At 73.0% G+C, this 21,771-nt stretch carries 19 protein-coding genes; 12 read left to right on the plus strand and 7 right to left on the minus strand.

The window, feature by feature from the left end:
* Positions 1 to 28 precede the first annotated feature (28 nt).
* The 7 genes from EDF64_RS14655 to EDF64_RS14685 all read left to right on the plus strand — a co-directional run bounded on the left by EDF64_RS14655 (position 29) and on the right by EDF64_RS14685 (position 7,184).
* Positions 29 to 1,714 (plus strand): adenosylhomocysteinase, encoded by a 1,686-nt coding sequence (locus tag EDF64_RS14655; protein WP_133520710.1) that lies wholly within the window; start codon positions 29 to 31, stop codon positions 1,712 to 1,714.
* The gene (locus tag EDF64_RS14660; protein ID WP_347813192.1) at positions 1,711 to 3,075 is read left to right on the plus strand and encodes an amidohydrolase family protein; all 1,365 of its coding nucleotides are present in this window, start codon (positions 1,711 to 1,713) and stop codon (positions 3,073 to 3,075) included. Before EDF64_RS14655 ends, EDF64_RS14660 begins: the two co-directional genes overlap by 4 nt.
* A complete protein-coding gene (locus EDF64_RS14665; protein ID WP_243736406.1) occupies positions 3,072 to 3,569 on the plus strand; it encodes a cupin domain-containing protein in 498 nt (165 codons plus the stop codon). Before EDF64_RS14660 ends, EDF64_RS14665 begins: the two co-directional genes overlap by 4 nt.
* 25 nt (positions 3,570 to 3,594) lie before the next feature.
* Positions 3,595 to 4,386 carry a DUF3800 domain-containing protein gene (locus EDF64_RS14670; RefSeq protein WP_133520711.1) on the plus strand — a complete coding sequence of 264 codons (792 nt, stop codon included), beginning with the start codon at positions 3,595 to 3,597 and terminating at the stop codon, positions 4,384 to 4,386.
* Between the two features lie 291 nt (positions 4,387 to 4,677).
* Entirely contained in the window at positions 4,678 to 5,499 is an 822-nt protein-coding gene (locus tag EDF64_RS14675) for an ABC transporter substrate-binding protein (protein WP_133520712.1), read from the plus strand.
* A 27-nt stretch (positions 5,500 to 5,526) separates the two neighbouring features.
* Positions 5,527 to 6,405, plus strand: a complete 879-nt coding sequence (locus tag EDF64_RS14680; protein WP_133520713.1) for an amino acid ABC transporter permease — start codon at positions 5,527 to 5,529, stop codon at positions 6,403 to 6,405.
* Positions 6,402 to 7,184, plus strand: coding sequence for an amino acid ABC transporter ATP-binding protein (locus EDF64_RS14685; RefSeq protein WP_133520714.1), 783 nt, complete (start codon positions 6,402 to 6,404; stop codon positions 7,182 to 7,184). Before EDF64_RS14680 ends, EDF64_RS14685 begins: the two co-directional genes overlap by 4 nt.
* Before the next feature lie 66 nt (positions 7,185 to 7,250).
* Here EDF64_RS14685 and EDF64_RS14690 read toward each other — a convergent pair whose 3' ends face one another.
* Positions 7,251 to 8,693 (minus strand): MFS transporter, encoded by a 1,443-nt coding sequence (locus EDF64_RS14690; RefSeq protein WP_133520715.1) that lies wholly within the window; start codon positions 8,691 to 8,693, stop codon positions 7,251 to 7,253.
* A 79-nt stretch (positions 8,694 to 8,772) separates the two neighbouring features.
* Here EDF64_RS14690 and EDF64_RS14695 point away from each other — a divergent pair, with 79 nt between their 5' ends.
* On the plus strand, positions 8,773 to 9,438 hold the full coding sequence (locus EDF64_RS14695) for a TetR/AcrR family transcriptional regulator (RefSeq protein ID WP_133520716.1): 666 nt from the start codon (positions 8,773 to 8,775) through the stop codon (positions 9,436 to 9,438).
* On the opposite strand, the gene EDF64_RS14700 is transcribed toward EDF64_RS14695, so the two are convergent.
* Positions 9,435 to 10,400 carry an NAD(P)H-quinone oxidoreductase gene (locus tag EDF64_RS14700; RefSeq protein WP_133520717.1) on the minus strand — a complete coding sequence of 322 codons (966 nt, stop codon included), beginning with the start codon at positions 10,398 to 10,400 and terminating at the stop codon, positions 9,435 to 9,437. The two genes, EDF64_RS14695 and EDF64_RS14700, sit on opposite strands and share 4 nt — an antisense overlap.
* A 123-nt stretch (positions 10,401 to 10,523) precedes the next feature.
* On the opposite strand from EDF64_RS14700, the gene EDF64_RS14705 reads away from it, so the two are divergent.
* On the plus strand, positions 10,524 to 10,985 hold the full coding sequence (locus EDF64_RS14705; RefSeq protein WP_133520718.1) for a hypothetical protein: 462 nt from the start codon (positions 10,524 to 10,526) through the stop codon (positions 10,983 to 10,985).
* Between the two features lie 63 nt (positions 10,986 to 11,048).
* On the opposite strand, the gene EDF64_RS14710 is transcribed toward EDF64_RS14705, so the two are convergent.
* Positions 11,049 to 11,927 carry an aldo/keto reductase gene (locus EDF64_RS14710; RefSeq protein WP_133520719.1) on the minus strand — a complete coding sequence of 293 codons (879 nt, stop codon included), beginning with the start codon at positions 11,925 to 11,927 and terminating at the stop codon, positions 11,049 to 11,051.
* A gap of 33 nt (positions 11,928 to 11,960) precedes the next feature.
* Positions 11,961 to 13,280, minus strand: coding sequence for an FAD-dependent oxidoreductase (locus EDF64_RS14715; protein WP_133520720.1), 1,320 nt, complete (start codon positions 13,278 to 13,280; stop codon positions 11,961 to 11,963).
* Between the two features lie 31 nt (positions 13,281 to 13,311).
* Here EDF64_RS14715 and EDF64_RS14720 point away from each other — a divergent pair, with 31 nt between their 5' ends.
* On the plus strand, positions 13,312 to 14,490 hold the full coding sequence (locus EDF64_RS14720; protein ID WP_133520721.1) for a DUF1963 domain-containing protein: 1,179 nt from the start codon (positions 13,312 to 13,314) through the stop codon (positions 14,488 to 14,490).
* A 4-nt stretch (positions 14,491 to 14,494) separates the two neighbouring features.
* Positions 14,495 to 15,250, plus strand: coding sequence for a DUF6891 domain-containing protein (locus EDF64_RS14725; protein ID WP_133520722.1), 756 nt, complete (start codon positions 14,495 to 14,497; stop codon positions 15,248 to 15,250).
* A gap of 37 nt (positions 15,251 to 15,287) precedes the next feature.
* On the opposite strand, the gene EDF64_RS14730 is transcribed toward EDF64_RS14725, so the two are convergent.
* The 3 genes from EDF64_RS14730 to EDF64_RS14740 are packed head-to-tail and all read right to left on the minus strand — an operon-like array spanning position 15,288 to position 17,665.
* Positions 15,288 to 16,268 (minus strand): hypothetical protein, encoded by a 981-nt coding sequence (locus EDF64_RS14730; RefSeq protein WP_133520723.1) that lies wholly within the window; start codon positions 16,266 to 16,268, stop codon positions 15,288 to 15,290.
* Between the two features lie 10 nt (positions 16,269 to 16,278).
* Positions 16,279 to 16,767: a DUF6264 family protein gene (locus EDF64_RS14735; protein ID WP_133520724.1), complete on the minus strand. Its 489-nt coding sequence runs from the start codon at positions 16,765 to 16,767 to the stop codon at positions 16,279 to 16,281.
* Between the two features lie 10 nt (positions 16,768 to 16,777).
* Entirely contained in the window at positions 16,778 to 17,665 is an 888-nt protein-coding gene (locus EDF64_RS14740; RefSeq protein ID WP_243736407.1) for an HpcH/HpaI aldolase/citrate lyase family protein, read from the minus strand.
* Positions 17,666 to 17,933: 268 nt separating this feature from the next.
* Here EDF64_RS14740 and EDF64_RS14745 point away from each other — a divergent pair, with 268 nt between their 5' ends.
* The gene (locus tag EDF64_RS14745; protein ID WP_432207032.1) at positions 17,934 to 21,656 is read left to right on the plus strand and encodes an AAA family ATPase; all 3,723 of its coding nucleotides are present in this window, start codon (positions 17,934 to 17,936) and stop codon (positions 21,654 to 21,656) included.
* The last annotated feature ends 115 nt before the right edge of the window (positions 21,657 to 21,771 follow it).

Genomic DNA, 21,771 nt, shown 5'->3' on the forward strand with positions numbered 1-21,771 from the left:
TGCTGCCCGCTCGCCCTACGATTGACCCATGCCGCCCGGACCCGACCCCGAGACCCGCGCCTGGGCCTCGGCCGCCGTCCGACGCTTCGCGGCCGCGACGAACCTGCTCGTCGCCGCCCGCCGGTTCCGCATCGTCGGCGGCGACCCCCGCGACACGGCCGCGCTGCACGCCCTGCTGACCGGCCTCGGAGCCCGACCCGCCGCCGACCACGAGCCCGTCGACCAGCTGTGGTGCGCCGGGTCGCCCGACGAGAGCACGGCCGTCGTCGAACGCGAGGCCGACCGTCCCCGCGGCGCCACCCTCGTCGTCGTGGACGCCGGGCGACACGTGCCCGCCGTCGACGAGGACGCCTTCGGCCCGGTCACGAGCGTCCGACCCGGGGTGCTCGGCGTGCCGGCCCTGTCCGACGACGTCTTCCTCGTCTCCACCGGCCGCGACCCCGAGGACGACCCCGCCGCCGACGCACGCCTGCGCTGGGCGCGCCGTTCGATGCCCGTCTCGCGAGCGGTCGCCGCCGAACTCCGCGAGGGCGGGCTGCTCCGCGGCACCCGCATCGGCGTGAGCATGTTCCTCGAGCCGAAGACCGCCGTGCTGAGCCTGCTGCTCCGTGACGCCGGAGCCGAGGTCGTCGTCTACGCACACGCCGACGAGACGGACGACGCCGTCGCGGATGCGCTCCGGCGCGCGGGGTTGACCGTGCACGCCAGCAGCACCGCGACGCTGTCGGAACAGCAGGACCTCGCGCTCGCGATGCTCGACACCCGGCCGCACGTCCTGCTCGACGACGGCTCGCACGTCATCCGGCTCGCCCACCAGGAGCGCCCGGACCTGCTGCCGACGATGCTCGGTGCGGCTGAGGAGACGACGAGCGGCCTCCGGCCCCTCCGCGTGATGGCATCCCGCGGCGAGCTCGGGATCCCGGTGGTCGCCGTCAACGACGCCCGCACCAAGACGTTCTTCGACAACCGGTACGGCACCGGGCAGTCGACGGTGTTCGCCGTGCTCGACCTGGTCGACGGGCTCGCGTCCGCCACCCACCGGGTCCGGCCTGGAGGCGCGGCTGTCGTCGCCGGGTTCGGGCACGTCGGCGAGGGGGTCGCGCTGGTGCTCCGCGCGCTCGGTTTCACCGTCACGGTCGCCGAGACCGACCCGGTCCGCGCCCTGCAGGCGCTGTTCGCCGGGTACGAGGTCGCGCCGCTCGTCGACGCGGTGCGCGACGCCGACCTGGTGATGAGCGCGACCGGGGTCGCCGACACGATCGACCTCGCGACGCTCCGGGCCTGTGCGGACGACGCCGTCGTGGCGGTCGCCGGCGGGGTCGACGGCGAAGTGGCGATCGACGCGGCGCTCGCCGCGGGCGCTGTGCGGACCGGGATCGGCCGGAAGGTCGAGCGCTTCGCCTGGCCGGACGGCCACCACGTGCTCGTGCTCGACGGCGGCGGGTGCATCAACATCACCGCTGCCGAGGGCAACCCGATCGAGATCATGGACCTGTCCTTCGCCGCGCAGCTCGGCGCCGTCCGGATGCTCCTCGAGCGCGGCGACGAGCTCGACCGCGCCGTCGTGCCGATCGACCCCGCGGTGGACCACGCGACCGCCCGCGCGGCGCTCGCCGCCTTCGGGAGCCGACCCGCGCCTCCCGGCCCGCTCGCCGCGCAACCCGCGGACCGTGCGCCCGACGTCCGGACCCGCCGTTTCGGGGACCCGTCGTGACGTCCGGGCGCACCGCCGACCACACGGTGACCGTGCACGCGGCGCGCATCGTCGTCCCGATGACCGCACCGCCGATCGCGGACGGTGCCGTCGCCGTGCAGGACGGTCGGATCCTGCACGTCGGTGACCGCTCGTGGGTCGTCGACCAGCTCGCCGGCACCGGCACGACGTTCACCGAACGGCGCTGGCGCGGCGCGCTGCTGCCCGGCCTGGTGAACGCGCACTCGCATCTGCAGTACACCGGCATGGCCAGTGTCGGGCAGCGGCAGTACGAGGGTTTCGAGGACTGGGCGGCCGCGTTCAACCGCGACTACGCCGAACCGCACGACTGGCGTGCCGAGGCCGCTGCCGGCGCTGAGCTGTCGATCCTGGCGGGCGTGACGAGCATCGCCGACGTCGTCACCGACCTCGAAGCGGCGACCGCGCTCGAGACGCACGGCCTCGGCGGCATCGCCTACTGGGAGGTCATGGACTGGGAGAACGAGGCGTGGCAGACCCACGGCCGCGACCAGGTCCTCGCCGAACTCGAGCGCTTCCCGACCACCCCGGGCGCCGGACTCTCGCCGCACGCCCCGTACTCGCTCGACGTCGCACCCCTGCTCGAGCTGCCGGACATCGTGCGACAGCGCGGCCTCCGGCTGCACCTGCACCTCGGTGAGGCGGCGTTCGAGGGGGAGCGGGTCGCACTCGGACCCGTCCCCGGACTCGACGGCGTCGACGGCGTCGGCCACGGCAGCGACTGGCACCTGGCGAACGCGCCGTCGTTCCGGGCCATGCGGGCGCTCGGCTTCGGTGCCAGCGCGACCGCGTTCGTCGACCGGCTCGGCGTGCTCGGGCCGGACTGCCACATCGCGCACGGGGTCTACATGACCGCGGCGGACCGGGCGCTGCTCCGGGCCCGCGGGACCGCCGTCGCGCTCTGCCCGCGCTCGAACGCGGTCATCGGCCTCGACCCGCCACCCGTCGCGGACTACCTCCGCGAGGGCAGCCCGATCGCGATCGGCACCGACTCGCTGTCGTCGTCGCCGTCGCTCGACCTGATGGCCGACGTCACCGCACTGCACCGGATCGCCCGCGCCCAGGGGTACGGCCACCGGGACCTGCACGAACGGCTCCTCGCCGCCGCGACCCTCGGTGGCGCGCACGCGATGGGACTCGCCGTCGGGGCGGACCGGGTCGGGCACCTCGCCGTCGGCGCGCGGGCCGACCTGGCCGTGTTCGACGTCGACGCCCGCACCGTGCCGGACGCGCTGGCCGAACTCGTCGAGGACGGAGCCGGCCGTGCGGTCGCGACCGTCATCGGCGGTGTCGTCCGGGCCGCCGACGGCGACCTCACCCCGAACCACGTGGAGGAACCATGACCGAGACCGCACCCCGACCCGGCATGGCCGCACGACGCACCGTGGGCGGCGACCTGATCGAGTGGCTCGACGTCCCGAAGCGCGCCGTCGCCCTCGGCATGGAGCCGCACCCGGAGGGCGGCTGGTACGTCCGCACCTGGACCTCGCCCGCGACGGTGCCGACCGCCGCCGGTGACCGTCCGGGCGCCACGCTCATCCACTTCCTGCTGCCCCCGGGCGAGGCCTCCGCCTGGCACCGGGTGACGAGCGACGAGATCTGGATGTGGCACGGCCCCGACGCCGTCGACCTGCAGCTCGGTGGCGACGGCGACGAGCCCGTGCCGGGAGCGACCATCACCCTCGGACCCGACGCCGGACGCGACCGCGTGAACGACGCGCAGGCGTTCGTGCGTGGCGGGGTCTGGCAGCGGACGATCCCGGGCGACGGCGAGGTGCTGCTGAGCTGCCTCGTGTCGCCGGGGTTCTCGTTCGACGACTTCACGATGGCGGACTGACGTACCACATTGGTATGTTGGCCGGATGGACTCCGGCCGCGTCCCCGCCCTCGCTCGAGCGGCGCTCGAGGCGCCGTTCGAGTTCGCCTACGTGGACGAGACGGGCGACGAGGGCGACCCTGCGGCCTCTCCCGGGGCGACCCGTACGTACACGCTGGGCTGCGTCCTCGTCCCCGGCGGAGACTGGACCGATCGCCTGGACTGGCTGGCCGGAGTCCGTCGCGAGTTCCGTGACGCCTACGGCATCCTCGTCCGCCACGAGCTCAAGGCGAACGTGCTGCTCCGCGGACGGGGCGACCTCCGCGACCTCGGGCTCGGTGACGGTCAGCGGCGTGACGTGTTCCGCCGGTCGCTCGCCGCGTTGACGGTGGCGTCGTCCGGTGTCTTCGCGGTCGTGATCGACAAGGAAGCGCGGCCGATGGACTACCAGCCGGAGGACCGGGCGTGGACCTACCTGCTCCAGCGTCTCCGACTCCGTTCGGAGCGGTCCGGCAAGCCGATCATCCTCGTGCACGACGGCGGAGACGACGCGACGGTCCGCGCGATCCACCGCCGGTTCCGCCGACACAGCTTCGCTCCCGGTGGTGTCCGGGTCACGGCGCCGTTGCTGGTCGAGGACCCGGTTCCGCGCGACTCCGCGTCGTCGTACTTCATCCAGGCCGCCGACCTCGTGGCGTACGCGGCGTTCCGACGGTTCCAGGCGCCGGGCGCGAAGAGCGGCAGTGTCTGTGACGAGACGATGTGGGACGAGCTCCGGCCGGTCTGGCGGACCGAGGTCACGAACGCCCGCCGGGACGCGATCGTCGTCTGGCCGTGACGGCGTTCGGGAACGTCCGGAGACAGCACGGGCGTTCGGAGATCAGAAGGGGCGTCCGGAGAGCGGGAGGTGCGTCCAGGGAACGGAAAGGGGGCGCCCCGTGCTGGGACGCCCCTTGATCTCAGACCTCAGCCGAGCATGCGCTCGGTTCAGCCCGCACCTGCAGGCTACCAGTCTGGCGCGAGGCGGTCGATGGCCGCGGGTGCGTCACCCGGTGACGGCGGTTTCGCGCTGGTATCCCACTGCGAAGTACACTTCGTCCTGCCCTGACCCCCTCACGAAGGCCCGACCGTGACCCGTTCCCTCCGCCTCACCCTCGCCGTCGCCACCGCCGCGGTCGCCGCCATCGCCCTGTCGGCCTGCTCCGCCGGGGGCAGCGGCAACGCCGACGGCACCGTCACCGACGGCAAGCTCACCATCGCGACCGGCCAGCCCGCGTACTCGCCCTGGGTCGAGGACAACAAGCCCCAGTCCGGCAAGGGCTTCGAGTCCGCGGTGGCCTACGCCGTCGCGAAGGAGATGGGTTACGCGAAGTCCGACGTCGTCTGGAAGCGCAGCACGTTCGACAGCGCGATCGCCCCCGGCCCGAAGGACTGGGACCTCAACGTCCAGCAGTTCTCGATCGACGCGAAGCGCAAGAAGGCCGTCGACATGTCGACGCCGTACTACACGACCACCCAGGCCGTGGTCACGACCACGACCTCGAAGGCCGTCGACGACACGACCATCGCGGCGCTCAAGAAGGACGCGATCGGTGTCGCCACCGGGTCCACGTCGATCGCGAGCGTGAAGAGCGTCCTCGGGGTCACCCCGCAGGTGTTCAACTCGAACGACGACGCCGTCCTCGCGCTCAAGTCGGGCCAGATCGACGCGATCGTCACCGACCTGCCGACCGCGTTCTACATGGCCGCCGCGCAGCTCGACGACGGCACGGTGTCCGCGCAGTTCCCGGCGGACGGCAAGGGCGACCAGTTCGGGTTCGTGCTGCCGAAGGACTCGAAACTGACGAGCAAGGTCGACAAGGCGCTGAAGGCGCTGAACGACGACGGCACGCTCGAGGACCTGCAGACGAAGTGGCTCTCCTCGGAGACCGGTACGCCGGTCCTGAAGTAGCCGCGTGATCCGGTCGGAAGCCAGCGCATGACCCTGCCAGCAGGTGCCGGGACGCCGGTGGCCACCCCCGCGCCGAGCCCGGTCGAGCTCGAGCGTCGGCTCTACCGCCGGCAGCGCGGTCGCCGGGCCGTGGTGGTGTCGGTCGCGTCGACGCTCGTCGTCATCGCGATCGCCTACTTCGGCGTCGTGAACACCCCGGGCTGGGCTGCGGTCCAGCAGTCGTTCTTCGATCCGCAGACGGCGATCGAGTCGTTCCCCTCGATCCTCGAGGGACTCTGGCTGAACATCCGGATCCTGTTCTTCAGCGCGATCGGCGTCGCCGTGTTCGGCACGCTCCTCGCCGTGGTGCGAGGGCTGCGGAACCCGGTGTTCTTCCCGCTGCGGATGCTCGCGACCGGGTACACCGACCTGTTCCGCGGGCTGCCGCTCATCATCGTCCTGTACCTGGTGGGCTACGGGATCCCCGGCCTCGGGGTCTTCCCGCGACTGCCCGCCGAGGTCTGGGGCACGATCGCGATCACCCTGACGTACTCGTCGTACATCGCCGAGGTGCTCCGCGCCGGCATGGAGGCCGTACACCCGTCGCAGCGTCTGGCAGCCCGGTCGCTCGGCCTCTCGCACGCGAAGACGCTGCGGCTCGTGGTGCTGCCGCAGGCGATCCGGAAGGTCACGCCGGCGCTCATGAACGACTTCGTGTCGATGCAGAAGGACGTCGGGCTCGTGTCGATCCTCGGCGCGGTGGACGCGGTCCGCTCGGCGCAGATCGCCCAGGCCGAGACCTACAACTTCACGCCGTACTTCGTCGCCGGTCTGCTGTTCGTGGTGATCAGCCTGCCGCTGATCCGCGTCACCGACGCGATCGCGCGTCGCCAGCAGCGGCGCGAACAGATCGGAGGGACCGTATGAGTGACAGCGGCTCGGGCCTGGAGGCACGGATCACCCCCGACACGTCGGCCGCGGTGCTCGAGCTGCGCGGCCTCCGCAAGGCCTTCGGCGAGCACGAGGTCCTGCGCGGGATCGACCTGACCGTGCACCGCCACGAGGTCATCTGCGTCATCGGCGCGTCCGGCTCCGGCAAGTCGACCCTGCTCAAGACGGTGAACCTGCTCGAGGGCATCGACGACGGCGAGATCCTGCTGCAGGGCACGGACATCGCGGACCCGCGGATCGACGTCGACGCGACCCGGGCCCGCATCGGCGTGGTCTTCCAGCAGTTCAACCTGTTCCCGCACATGACCGTGCTCGACAACGTGACGCTCGCGTCGCGGCAGGTGCACGGCGTCGGGAAGGCGCAGGCCGAGGAGACCGCTCGTCGGCTGCTCGACCGGATCGGCCTGGCCGACTTCGCCGGGGCCTACCCGGATCGGCTCTCCGGCGGGCAGCAGCAGCGCGTCGCCATCGTGCGGGCGATCGCGTCCGACCCCGAGCTGCTGCTGCTCGACGAGGTCACGAGTGCCCTCGACCCGCAGCTGGTCGGCGAGGTGCTCGACCTGGTCACGGAGCTCAAGCGGCAGGGCTCCACGATCCTGATGACCACGCACGAGATGCACTTCGCGCGGAACGTGGCCGACCGGATCGTGTTCCTGCACCGGGGCGAGGTCGTCGAGCAGGGCACCCCGGCCGAGGTCCTCGACGCCCCCGGCCACCCGGCCCTCGTCGAGTTCCTCGCCCGCGTCCACGCCTGAGCCGGGCCGTCGCGACCGGTGCCGTCGCGACCGGGGCAGGCGGGACAGGACCCGCGCGACCGGGGACTACGCGACCGGGGCCGGCGCGACGGGGGTGACCCGTGCCTCCAGGCCGTCGTCGGCGACCATGTCGGGGACGTGGGCTGAGCGTCCGGCCGGCAGGAAGGCGGCGGCGATCGCACTGATCGCGACCACGGCCGCGCCGACCGCCACCGCGGGCTGTGCCGCGTCGACGTAGCCGGTCGGGGTGAGTTCGCCGCCGTTGCCCGTGAAGACCGCGGTGAGGACGGCGATGCCGAGCGCGACCCCGATCTCGCGGAGCGTGGAGTTCGCACCCGACGCCTTCGCGTGGTCGTGCTGCGGCATCCGGGCGAGCACCGCCGTCGAGATCGGCCCGAACACCGCACCCATCCCGATGCCCGCGAGCACGAAGCCCGGCAGCAGCGTCGTGAAGGTGACGTCGGCCGACATCGTGCCGGCGATCCAGAACAGTCCCGCGGACAGGAACACCATGCCGCCCGTGATGAGCGCACGTGTGCCGATGCGGGGCGCCACGATGCCGGCGAGCGGTGCGACGACCATCGGGGCGAGCGTCCACGGCATCGTCCAGACGCCGGCCTCGAGCGGGGTGCGTCCCTGCACGACCTGCAGGAACTGGATGAGGATGAAGACCGCGCCGAAGGCCCCGAACGAGAACGTCATCGCGACGACGTTGGCGAGGGCGAAGCTGCGGTCGCGGAAGAAGCGGAGCGGCAGGAGCGGCGCACTGGTCCGGGCCTGCCAGAGGACGAACGCGACCAGGAGCACGCCGCCGCCGACCAGGCCGGTGAGGACCTCGCCGCTCGTCCAGCTGGCGTCGTTGCCGCGCACGACCCCGAAGACGACCCCGAGCACGCCGAGTCCGGCCAGCAGGACGCCCACGACGTCGGCGCGGACGCGGGCTCCGCGGGTGTTCGGCAGGGCGTACAGCGCGAGCGGGATCGCGACGACGCCGACCGGCACGTTGAGCCAGAAGATGGCCTCCCAGCTCCAGCTCTCCACGACCGCGCCGCCGATGAGCGGGCCGAGGGCGACGCCGAGGCCGGAGATCCCGCCCCAGACGCCGATGCCGACGGTGCGGAGTCGGTCCGGCACGCTGCCGACCAGCAGGGTCAGCGAGAGGGGCATGATCGCGGCGGCCCCGGCGCCCTCGACGGCGCGCCAGACGATCAGGGCCGTCGGGTCGGTGCTCAGCGCGGCGAAGGCGGAGGAGACCGTGAAGACGGCGATGCCGGCGACGAAGAGGTGCCGGCGGCCCAGCCGGTCACCGAGCCCGACGGCCAGCAGCATGAGCGCGGCGAACGCGAGCGTGTAGGCGTTCGTGATCCACTGCAGCTCCTCGACCGAGGCACCGAGGTCGGCGTGCACGGCGGGCAGCGCACTCGTGACGACGAGGTTGTCGAGCGTGGCCATGAACATCGGGAGGGACGCGGCTGCGACGGCGAGCCAGACGGGGATGCGTCGTTCCATGGGAGGGGTCCGTTCGTTTTGGTAATCCGATGATTACTTCCGAGGTGGACTGTAGTAATCGACTGATAACCTGTCAACCATGACCTCCTCGACCACCGGATCGACGCCTCCGACCACGGCGAGCACCGGATCGTCGGCGGGTGTGTCGGCCCCCGCCGGCCGCATGCCGGCCGCGCAGCGTCGCGCGATGATCCTCGAGGCTGCCCGTGGTCTCTTCGGGCGTCAGGGGTACCACGGCACCACGACAGACCAGATCGCCTCGGCCGCCGGGATCAGCCAGCCCTACGTCGTGCGGATGTTCGGCTCGAAGGAAGCCCTGTTCATCGAGGTGTTCCGCGGGACCCTGACGACACTGCTCGATGCCTGGCGCGAGACGCTGACGCACCTCGGACCGGACGACACCGTCGCCCACGTCATCGGCGAGCAGTTCGTCGACCTCGCCGCCGAGCGCGGCCTGCACACGATGCTGCTCCAGGGCTTCGTCTCCGGGGCGGACCCGGCGATCGGAGCAGCTGCCCGGGCCGGGTTCCTCGAGATGTACCGGTTCCTCCGCGACGAGGCCGGGATCCCGGACGAGCAGGTGCAGGGCTTCCTCGGCAGCGGCATGATCTTCGCGGTGATGCTCGCGATCGACATGCCCTCGCTGGCCGACGCGGACCCTGATGCGGACGCGCTGCTCCGTGCCACCTTCGGTGAGAAGTGCGGGCAGGTGCTCGACCTGGTGCGCCAGGACCCCGGCGCCTAGGGCGTCAGCAGGACCTTGCCGATCACCTCGCCGTCGCGCACCCGGCGGTGCGCCTCGGCGGCGTCGTCGAGCGGCAGGACCGAGTCGATCACCGGACGGACCCGCCCGTCGGCCACGAACGGCCAGACGTTGTAGCGGACCGCCTCGACGATGGTGGCCTTCTCGTCGAGCGGACGCGCGCGGAGCGTGGTGGCGCTGATGGTTGCCCGCTTCCGCATCATCGTCCCGAAGTCGAGCTCGCCCGTCCGGCCGCTGCCCGAGGCGATCACGGCGACGTGGCCGTTCTGCGCGAGGACGTCGAGGTTCCGCCCGAGGTAGTCCGGGCCGACGACGTCGAGGACCACGTCGACGCCACGGCCGTCGGTGTACTCGAGCGACCGGGCGACGAAGTCCTCCGAGCGGTGGTCGATCACCAGGTCGGCGCCGAGGTCGCGGGACGCCTGCACCTTGCGCTCCCCGCCCGACGTCGCGATCACCGTGGCGCCGAGCGCCTTCGCCCAGAGCACCGCGTGCGAGCCCATCCCGCCGGTGCCTCCGTGCACCAGGAGCGTCTGGCCCGGCCGGAGCCCCGCGAGCATGCCCACGTTCGAGTAGACGGTGCAGGCGGCTTCGGGCAGCCCGGCGGCCTCGACCAGGTCGACCCCGTCCGGCACGGGCAGCACCTGCGTCGCGGGCGCGACCACGAGCGAGGCGTACCCGCCGCCGGAGAGGAGCGCGCAGACCCGGTCGCCGACGGCGAAGCCCTGCACGTCGGGACCGAGTGCGCGCACGGTGCCGGACACCTCGAGGCCGAGCACGTCGGATGCCCCGGGCGGCGGTGGGTAGTTCCCCGCGACCTGCTGCAGGTCCGCGTTGTTGACCCCGGCTGCGGCGACCTCGATGAGCACCTCGCCGCTGCCCGGCACCGGGTCCGGGCGTTCGCCGACGTGGAGGGAACCGTGGTCCGGGGTGATCGCTCGCATGCCCTCGACCGTACGCGACCGGACCCGTTCCGCCGTCCGGTCGTGCGGCGGACCCGGTCGGTACGCTCGGCGGGGAGCCGCGCTCCGACCGGAGCGGCGGCCAGGACCGGGGGAACCACCACCATGCCGAAGAAGCTCGTCTCGCTCGCCACGGCCGCGATCGCCGTCGCACTCCTCGCCGGGTGCTCGTCCGGCGGTTCGCCGTCCGGTCGGTCGTCGGACAGCAGTGCCGCCGCGACGCCGACGGCCACGGGCACCGCGTCCGCGCAGTCGCAGCAGGAAGCGTGCGCCCAGCTCGAGGGCGAGTTCCGCTCGTTCGTCGCGTCGCAGACGTCCGCCTCGGCCCCGGCTGACCCGAAGGCGCGTGCCGCCGTCGTGTCGGAGCTGAACGAACGGCTCGACGCGGCGCTGCCGGACATCGGCAACGCCACCGTGAAGACCGCGTTCTCGGACTTCAACGCCGCGGCGAAGGACTACGCCTCGGCGCTCACGTCGAGCGGGTCGGCCGACTCCACCGAGGCGAAGCAGGCCCAGTCCGACGTCCAGTCGGCCCTGCGGGAGGTCTCGGCGGCCTGCCCCGCCTGATCGCAGTCGACGGGGAGCGGGCCCCGTGCCGCCGGTCCGACCTGGAGGCACGGGGCGCGTCCGTCAGACGGCCGCCGGTTGCGACGCGTCGAGTCGGGCGACGTCCTCCGGACGCAGCTTGATCGTCGCGGCCGTCACCGAGTCGAGGATCGACTGCGGGCGGGACGCCCCGGGGATCGGCACGACGACGTCGCTCTTCTGCAGCTCCCACGCCAGTGCGATCACCTGCGGGCTGACCCCGCGGTCACGGGCGATGTAGGCGAAGTCCTCGAACGCCGTGCCGAGCTCCGCCGCGTTCGCGATGCCGCCGAGCGGGCTCCACGGCAGGAACGCGATGCCGAGCTCGTCGCAGAGTTCCAGCTCCGGCTCGCTCGATCGGAACTTCGGTGAGTACTGGTTCTGCACCGAGGCCAGGCGGCCGTCGAGCACATCGTTGGCGGTGCGGATCTGGTCGGGGTCGGCGTTCGAGATGCCGGCCATCCGGATGACGCCCTCGTCGAGGAGCTCACCGAGCGCACCGACCGACTCGGCGTACGGCACGGCGGGGTCCGGACGGTGGAACTGGTACAGGCCGATCGTCTCGACGCCGAGGCGCTTCGCCGATGCCTTCGCAGCCTCCTTCAGGTACTCCGGGCGACCGTTCTGCGCCCACGCACCGGCTTCGGGGCGGAGGTGTCCGCCCTTCGTCGCGATGAGGACGTCGGAGGTGTCGCCGTGGTACTCGCGCACCGCCTTCGCGATGAGCGACTCGTTGTGTCCCACCTCGTCGTGGGCGGCCAGGTGGTACGCGTCGGCGGTGTCGATGAGGGTGACGCCGGCCTCGAGTGCGGCGTGGATCGTGGCGATCGCCTGCCGTTCGTCCGGGCGTCCCTCGATGGACATGGGCATGCCGCCCAGTCCGATGGCACTGACCGACACGTCTCCGATGACTCGTTGCTTCATGGGCCCAGCATGCGCCGAGGCGGATCGCGGCGCTCAGGGAGCGGGGTCGGAGGCCGACGGCGGGACGGTGGAGTGCACGCCGCGTCGAGCCCAGGCGGGCGCGTGCTCGGGCAGCGGGCCGAACGCGATGCCGCGCGCGTAAGCGCCCCGGACCGGCGGGACCCAGCGGGCGAGCAGGACGGGGAGCTTCGGCGGCCCGGCCTGCAGTGCACCGGCGAAGGCCCGTTCGAACACCACCCGGTGCAGCACCGCCTGTGCCGTCTGGACGATGACCGCGGGCGTCGAGCGGCGTCGCTGCACCGCCGCCAGCGCCCCGTCGAGCCCCGCACCACCGAGTCCGCGTCGGAGCGCGGGCACGAGGATCGCCGCCGTCGCCACGGCGTCCTGCACCGCCAGGTTGATGCCGACCCCGCCCGCCGGTGACATCGCGTGGGCGGCGTCGCCGATGCAGAGCAGCCCGGGGCGCCACCACCGCCGGAGCCGGTCCATCCGGACGTCGAGCACGTGCACGTCGTCCATCGAGGCGATCGCGTCGACCCGTCCGGCGAAGTCCGGCCGGAGCCGGGCGACCCGGGCGCGGAAGGCCGCCAGGCCCTCGGCGCGGAGGGCGGCGTCCGAGCCCTTCGGCGCGAAGTACGCGACCTGGTGGTAGTCCGGCCGCGGGAAGCTGAGCAGCACGTCGGTGCCGGAGAACGCGGGGACGAGGGCGGTCTCGGCGTCGCCGGGCTCGCGCGGCAGCCGGAACCACCAGGTGTCGAACGGCACGGGGAACGTGTGCGGACGGAGCCCGGCGGCGCTCCGCAGCACCGAGTCGCGGCCGTCGCAGGCGATGACGACGTCGGCGCGGAGCTCCTCGGCCTCCGTCCTGGACTCGACTTCGGCCGCACCGCCGCGGGCGCCGTACGGCCGGAGGTGCACGCCGGTGACGACGCCGTTCTCCACGATCATGCCGGTCGCCGCGAGGCCCATCGAGATGGTGAACGACGGCTCCTCGCGTGCCGCGGTCACGAGCATGTCCAGCAGGTCCCACTGCGGCACCATCGCGACGTGGTCGTACGGCGGTCGGAGGCGCGAGAAGTCGCCGAGCAGCGCCCGTGAGCCGTCGGGCATCGGCAGCGAGAAGTCGTCGAGCCGAGACTGCGGCAGTGCCCGGAACCGGTCGCCGAGGCCCAGCTCGTCGAGCAGCCGGATCGTCGAGGCGTGCACGGTGTCACCGCGGAAGTCCCGGTTGAAGTCGTCGTGCTTCTCGACCACGCGCACCGCGACGCCGGCGCGCGCGAGCAACAGGCCGAGGACGACCCCGGCGGGGCCGCCACCGACCACCGCGACGCTCGTCCGCGACACCGTCACCATGCACCGGACGCTACGCCGCTACGCTGCCGTCGTGGGGAACGACGGGGCATCGGGTTCCGACCGGCTGCGGGCGGTCGTCGACACGCAGGCTGCTCGTGCGGCCCGCGACCGAGCGGCACGGCAATCGTGGGCGCCCGTCTTCGCGATCGTCTGGACCCTCGCGGTGATCGGGTTCCTCGCCGTCGCGGTGCTCCTCAACGCCCTCGCCGGCTGGCGCGAAGGGCCGTCGTGGGGCTTCGCCGCGCTCTGCACCGGCGTCCCCGTCGTGCTGCTCCACGTCGTGCACGCGCTCGTCGTCCGGAGCGGGCGGGAGCGCAACCGTCAGGCCTGGGACGAGGTCGCGGACCGTCTCGACGAGCAGGTCGAGCGCGCCGGCATGCCCGCGCCCGACCGTGGCGCCGTGCTGCGCATGCTCCGAGCCTCGGACGCGGGGCCGGTCCAGCCCGGTGGCCCCGCACCGGACGGGCCGTCGTACCGGTGGACGTTCCCGGTCGCCGACGACGCGGCGCGGCGGCTCGTCGTGGACCGGCAGGACGGACCGCGGGGTGAGGTCGTGGTCGTGACGGCGGACGTCGAGGGACGTGCGGACGTCGCGGGTGCTGCCGTGGTCGGTGCTGACGTGGCCGAAGCGGACGTGGCCGAAGCGGACGTCGTCGGTGCTGACGTCGCGAGTGCCGTCCTCGGCGCCTACCGCTCGCACATCCCGGCCCCGATCACGGCGTCGCGGCTCGGTGGTCGGCCCGCCGCCCCGCCCGGGTTCTCGTGGCCGCGGTGCGCCGAGCACGGAGCGCCGATGTGCTTCACCGCCCAGCTCGAGCACCGTGGTGCGCTGGTCCTGCTGTTCTTCTGCCAGGCAGACCCGGGTGGCTGCGCTTCGTGGGACCCCGACGCGGGGGCCAACGCGGCGGTCGTCGTCGGCGGTCGCGACCTCGAGCTCGCGGCACCACCGGCGGATGCGACCGCGGCGCTGCTCGACGGCGATCCGTGGTTGCTCGGTGTCCGAGCGCCCGGCACCGCACCCTGTCCCACGGTGGGGGATGCCGGGCAGTGGGGCGGCGTGCCGGAGTGGATCCAGGGGGACGAGCAGCCCGCCGACACCGAGTTCGTCGCGATGCTCGAGGAGCCTCCGGGCACGGGGGTGTTCGGCGGCGGGGCCGCGTACGTCTTCGTGGGTCCGGACGGCTCGGCCACGACCCTGTGGCAGCGGTGACGCCGTGGGGCTCCTGTGGTGGCGACGACGTCGACCGGCTCCGGACGAGCCCTTCGACCCGCAGCGCGTGCCGGACGAGGACCTGGACCGGGTCGAGCCGGACGGGGAACAGCTCGACGAGGTGATCGACCCGCTCCTGCTGCCCGGGTTCACCACGGAGCAGGACCTCGTCGACGTGGTGACGGAGTGGTTCGCGGACGACAGCGACGACCTCCCCGCCTTCCGACGCCGCGTCGAGGACCACGTGCACGCACGGTGGCGGGCGCGACTCGACGAGCAGCGGACGTGGCCGACGGTGACCAGCCAGTACGAGCTGCTCCGCGACGCGTTCACCGCGCTGCACGACGAGCACGGTTTCGCGGTGGGCTCGGCGGCCGGCGTCGACCAGTCCGACGGGTTCCGGATCGTGCGGGACGGTCGGACGCCGGACCCGGAGTCGCCGGACGGGTTCCGCGAGTGGGCGTACGTGTTCTTCCACGAGCAGGACGCCGAGGGCCTCACCGCACCGGGCGCCGTCCTGCGTCTGGCGTTCGGTGCCTTCCGTCCGTCACCGGACCTCGGACCGGACGCCGTGGCACGCGCCGCGCTGTCCGAGCGCGGGCGGACGGCGCTCGCCGAGCGCAGTCGCGCGGTCGCGGGTGACACCGTGGTGTCCGTCCTGGTCGAGCACGGACTCGCGGCGGTGTGGACGGGCGACGGGTCCGCACGCATCCGGGTGTCGATCGACCGGTGGCGGAAGCCGTTGTCCGGAACCGACTGATGCGACGGGCCAGCGCCGAAGGACCAGCGACGACCGGTCAGCTCCGCGCGGACTGCCGCCCGACGACGACACGCACGACGACGACCCGCACGATGACGACCACCGCGGCCGCCAGCGCTCCGGCCACCGCCGCGACCACAGTGTCCTGGGTGGCGGCGCCGGCGAGCACGAAGACGACCACGGCGGCGGAGATCGCCGTCACGACGGTCCGCCACCACGTCCAGGGCGCCGCACGGTCGGCGGCACGCGCGCGTCGGCTCGCGGCGTCGGTGGCCGCGCGTTCCCAGAGGTCGTCGCCTCGGGGGTCGTAGCGCCGTCGCCACTGTTCCGGCGTGATCCACGACGGACGGGGCACCTCCGGCCGCTCGGGACCGATCCCGCCCACCTCGGTCGGCCCGACGTCGGCAACGCGGTCGGCGACGCGCTCGGCGACGCGGTCGGGGAGCGCGGGCGGGGCCTGCCGCGGGAGGGCGTTGCCGCCGACGGTCCACTCGCCGCCGAGCAGGAAGGAGCGCTCCGGTTCGGCCTCGGCGACCGCGCGCTCGAGCTCGGACACCCGGGTGGTCGCCCGGCGGTCGGGGCCGTCCCAGAGGCTGGCGTCACCGACGACCTCGGCGACGTGGTCGTCGACGTCGTGCTCGTCCGCGACCGACATGACGACGAGTTCGAGCAGGTCGAGGCAGAGGACGGCGTCGACGGGACGGGCCGCCACCGAGGCGACGTCGCCCAGGAAGGCACGGGCGGCATCGGCGAGCTCCGGCCACGTCCGCTCGACGGCGCCGAGGCGGTCACGGTAGGACGGCAGCGCCACTGACCAGGGCACGCGGACCTCGGCCGCGTCGGCGTCGAGCGCACGCCCCGACCGGAGCGCCGCGGTCAGCCGGGCTCCGTGCTCGTCCCAGACCTGCGGAGGAACGAAGCCGAGCCACAGGAAGGGCAGGACGTACTGGATCTCCCACTCGGCGAGCACGGTGCCGTCGGGCTCGGAGCACACCTGCAGCCGGACGGAGTTCCCCACCCGGGTGACCCTACCGGGCCGGTGCGGCGGTGCTGGAGACCTGGCCGGACCCCGTCCCGTCGGCGGCACCGGCGAAGACGATCCCGCCCCAGGTGATGCACCCGATCGCGAGCACGAAGCCGATCGCCGCGATCCACCACGAGCTGCGTCGGCGGATCCAGGCGCCGATCGCGAGGACGACCGTCGCGACCCCGATCACGAACGCCCCGCCGACCGCGATCGCCGCCCCGCCGAAGTACGTCCCCGGGGAGCAGCCGGTCGCCGCGTCGCAGGTCGCGGTGGCCGAGATCACCGCGATGATGCCGACGATCGCCGTGACCACGGTCATCACGGTGCCGAACGCCAGCAGCAGCACCGTCGAGATGCGGTCGGCGAGCCGCGCCGGCGGGAAGAGCGTCGTGCCGCCCTGCTCCCACGCGCGCTGGGCGTCGGCGGCGCCCGGGGAGGAGCCGGACGGGGTGGGCTGCGGCGGTCCGCCGGGGACGTTCGACCAGGTCATGGAGACCGTCCTACCGCGCCTCGACCCCGAACGCCTGTGCGAGACGCTGGATCTTCTGCGCGCGACCGAGCCGCGGCAGGTCCGATCCGTCGCGGATGACCTTCCCGCGGGCCTCGAAGTCGTCGAGGAAGTCCTGCGCCCAGGCGACGTCGGTCGGCGTCGGGGAGATGACCTCGTTGATGACCGGCAGCTGCTCGGTGTCGAGGCAGAGCTTGCCGGTCAGGCCGAGCGACACGGCGACCTGCGACTGCTCGCGGAGGATCGGGTGCGACGAACCGACGGTGGGTCCGTCGATGGGGCCGGGCAGGTCGCCCACGCGCGAGGCCACGACGAGCTTCGACCGCGGGTACGCCATCGCGAGCGTGTCCGCCGAGGTCCCGGTGTCGCGGCGGTAGTCCCCGGAGCCGAAGGCCAGCCGGAACGCTCCCTGCGCCCGTGCGATCGACACCGACTCCTCGATGCCGAGCGCCGACTCGACGAGCGCGATCACCGGCGTCTGGCCACCCAGGCGGTGCCACGTGTCGGTGACCTGCGCGGGCGACTCGGTCTTCGCGAGCATCACGCCCTGCAGGCCGGGCAGCCCACGGAGCTCCTCGACGTCGTCGGCCCAGAAGTCCGTCGTGACGTCGTTGATCCGGACCCAGGCCTCGCCGCCGCCGGCCAGCCACGAGGCGACCGTCGTGCGGGCACCGGGCTTCGCGGCGGGGTCGACGGCGTCCTCGATGTCGAGGATGATCTGGTCGGCCCGCGAGCGCTGTGCCCGCTCGAACCGGTCGGACGCCGTGCCCGAGACGAGGAGCCACGACCGCGAGATCTCGGCGGGGACCGATCGACGCCGGTTCGGCCCGGCCGACGAGGGCGCGGGGATGGACGGAGCGGAGCGGTCGTCGATGGCCATGTCCCGTTGGTACCACATCGCCTCGCCCGGGATCGCATCGGGCCGGGCCGGAAACCCCGAAACCTCGGTTCATTGCCAGAGAGGCGGCGCGATCCCGCCTACAGTGTCGGATGTGTGGCGAGCGGACAGGGTGACCGACGGCGAGGGCGACGTGAACGACGGCGTCCGCGTCGAGGGCGCCGTCGCGCCCACCAACCAGCGGGATCAGCAGGATCAGCACGACCAGCAGGGGGAGCAGGACCAGCGGGGGCAGCAGGAAGAGACCGTCGTGAGTGACGAACCCGACCGCACCCTGCGTCCGGAACTGCAGCTCACGAGTCCGCAGGCGATCAGCCTGGGTGATCCGCGCCTCCAGGCCGGCAACGCCGCCGAACCCGCATGGGACGTCTGGCGGAAGCAGCTGACCGGCGTCGGCGGGACCAGCCCCCTCACGCACTTCTCCGACCACCCGCGGGCCCGGATCGAGCTCTCGACGACGCACCCCGGCGGCCTCGCCCAGTTCATCACCGGCAAGACCACGCTGCTCTCCAGCCTCATCCGCGACGAGGTGGCGCTCCGTGCCGCCCGCATCGCCGCCGCCCAGGTCGAGGCGAAGGGCACCGAGCTCGCCACCGTGCGCGGCATCGACGCCGTGAAGCTCGGCATCGGCATGGCCGACTGGCAGCACGGCGACGAGCAGTTCCGCGGCCCGGTCCTCCTCCGCCCGCTCGCGATCCGTCGCCACGGCCGTGACTTCGAGGTCCGCCTGCTCGGCGAACCCGTGCTCAACCCCGGCCTGGCCGATGCCCTGCACGAGCAGTTCGGCGTCATCCTCGACGCCCAGTCCTTCGTGGCGCTGGCGCAGCAGGACGGCTCGTTCACGCCGAACCCGGTCATCGACCGCCTCCGTGGCCTGACCGCGCACATCCCGGGCTTCTCGGTCCACGCGCGCCTCGTCGTGTCGACCTTCGCCGAGGTCGCGACCGGCATGGTCGAGGACACCGAGGACCTGTCGCACCCCGTGCTCGACGCCCTCGCCGGCAACCCCAGCGCCAAGTGGCAGGTCGAGCAGTCGTACCACCCGGTCGAGCAGACCCCGTCGGACGAGCGCAGCCCCGAGACGGACACGCTCCTCCTCGACGCGGACGACGAGCAGGAGAACGTGATCGCGCAGATCACGGCCGGCAACTCGATCGTCGTCAAGACCCTGCCCGGCACCGGTGGCACGCAGACCATCGTCAACGCGCTCGGCGGCCTCGTCGCCGCGAACAAGCGCGTGCTCGTCGTCAGCCCGCGCCGGGCCACGCTCCGTGGGATCGCCGCCCGCTTCGCCGAGGTCCAGCTGCCCGGCGTCGCCGTGACGCCCGGCACCCTGCGCCGCGACGTCGTGCGCTCCATCGCGCGCAACGAGAAGGCATCGCGTCCGAACCTGCGCGAGGTCGACGACGCCCTCGTCCGGCTGCGGAAGGTGCTCAAGGACTACCGCGGCTCGCTGACCCGCGTCGACCCCGACTTCCGCGTCTCCGTCCTCGACTGCCTCGTCGAACTGTCGCGGCTCTCGCTGCTGCCGGTGCCGCCGTCGACCACGGCCCGGCTCTCGAAGACGTCGGTGACGTCCATGGTCGAGGGGCGCTCCCGCGTCGCCGAGACGATGGTCAGTGCCGCGAACCTCGGCGAGTTCCGCTACGGCCCGGACGACTCGCCCTGGTACGGCGCGAAGTTCGGCTCGAGTGACGGCGCGCAGCGTGCCCACAAGACGGCGAAGGACCTCGACACCGACGGCCTGCCGACCCTGCTCCGCCGTGCCCACGACCTCGTGGACTCGACGCACATGCGCCAGTTCACGACGATCAACGAGCTCGGCATCTACCTGCGCCTGCTCACCGAGATCCGGGACACCCTCGACCGCTTCCTGCCCGTCGTCTTCGACCGTTCGGTCTCCGAGCTCGTGGCAGCCACCGCCCCGCGCGGCGAGGGCGCCCCGATGTCGGCCACGAACCGCCGCCGGCTGAAGAAGCTGGCGCGCGAGTACGTGCGGCCCGGCGTGCACGTGTCCGACCTGCACGAGGCGCTCACCCGCGTCCAGCAGCAGCGCGTGCTCTGGCAGCGCTACGTCGCCGCCGGCGTGAACCCCGAGGTCCCCACCGGCATCGCGGACGTCCAGGTGCTCTTCTCGAACGTGGTCGAGGACCTCGCGCGCCTCGACGAGCCGCTCGGCCGCACCGCGCGTGAGACCCAGCTGGCGAACGTGCCGATCGACGAGCTCGTCCCGACGATCGCCCGCCTCGCCGAGGAGTCCGACGTCCTGCACAACCTGCAGGAGCGCACCGAGCTCATGCAGACCCTGCGCGACCTGCAGCTCGAACCGCTCATCACCGACCTGGCGAACCGGCACGTGCCGGACACCCACGTGCCGGCCGAGCTCGAGCTCGCCTGGTGGCAGTCCGCGCTCGAGACCATGCTCGAGTCCGACCGGGCCCTGCTCGGCGCGAACACCGACATGCTCGACCGGGTCGAGGCCGACTTCCGCCTCGTCGACGACGCGCACGCGGCCGGGGTCTCCCAGGGTCTGGCGTGGCAGCTCGCCGAGAACTGGAAGGTCGGGCTCGTCGACTGGCCGGACGAGGCCGTGGCGCTCAAGACGCAGCTGAAGGAGGGCGCGATCAGCTCGCGCCTCCTGCAGGACTCCGCCCCGCACCTGTCGCGCTCGATCGCCCCGGTCTGGCTCGCCTCGCCGTACGAGGTGTCGCAGATCGCGGACACCATGCCCTTCGACACGGTGATCCTCGTCGACGCCGGTGCCGTCACCATCGCCGAGACCGTCGGCGCCGTCCGCCGCGCCCGGCAGACCGTCGTGTTCGGCGACCCGGTCACGCAGACCCCGTCGCCGTTCCGGATCGCGGTCGACCCGGCGCACCGCGCGCTGCAGGTCGACGAAGCGGTCCTCGACGCCTTCCACGCCGACTCGGCGCTCGCGAAGCTGTCGACGCTCCTGCCGACGCTCTCGCTCACCCGGTCGTACCGCGCCGGCGGCGAGGACCTCGCCGAGCTCGTCAACCGTCGCTTCTACGGCGGCCGCATCGAGTCGCTGCCCTGGGCCGGTTCGTTCCTCGGGCACGGGTCCATCGCGCTCGACTACGTCAGCGACGGCAAGGCCGTGCCGGACCCCGAGTCCGGTGCCGTCGAGAGCGTCGACGCCGAGGTGGACCGTGTCGTCCGCCTCGTCATGGACCACGCCCGCACCCGGCCGACCGAGTCGCTCATGGTCATCACCGCGTCGGCGAAGCACGCCGTCCGGGTCGAGCAGGCCGTGCTCACCGCGGCACAGGGGCACAAGGACCTCACCGAGTTCGTGATCGGGGACCGCGCCGAGCCGTTCATCGTCGCGACGCTCGAGCAGTCCGTCGCGCAGAGCCGCGACCGCGTCGTGTTCTCGATCGGCTACGGCCGGACGCCGCACGGCCGCGTGCTGCGGGACTTCGGTCCGCTCGGCAAGCCCGGCGGCGAGCGGCTGCTCGCGGTCGCGATGACCCGTGCCCGTCGCTCGATGGTGATCGTGACGTGCTTCCAACCGTCCGACATCGAGGCCGAGCGCATGGGCCACGGCACCGTCGCGTTGGCCGAGATCCTCGCCGAGGTCCGGGCGCGCACCACCGCTGAGTACGTGCCGGACGACTCCGACCCGCTGCTCGTCGACCTGGCCCGCCGGCTCGAGATGCGCGGCATCCCGGTCGCCCTCGGCCACCGCGGCAAGCTCGGCCTGGTGGCCGCGCACGGCGGGGTCTGCGTGACGATCGAGACCGACGCGTCGCTCGTCAAGGGCTCGCTGCGCGAGTCCCTGCGGCTCCGGCCCGAGGTGCTCCGTCGTCTCGGCTGGCACTACGTGCGCGTGCACGCGTTCCAGCTGTTCTCCGACCCGGACCGGGTCGCGAACACCGTCGCCGCCGTGCTCGGCGTCGACCGTGGCGCCACGCAGGAGATCAGCATCCCTCCGATTCCCGCACGCCGATGACGGACCGACCGAGTCGGCGGGCCTCCCGGCCCGCCGGGCCGGTCACGCCGGAGACGGACCAGCTGGTGGGCACGTGGACGCGGGCCGGCGACGCGACGTCAGCCGCGCCTCCCGT

The organism is Curtobacterium flaccumfaciens, assembly GCF_004361695.1.
Lineage (GTDB): Bacteria > Actinomycetota > Actinomycetes > Actinomycetales > Microbacteriaceae > Curtobacterium > Curtobacterium flaccumfaciens_B.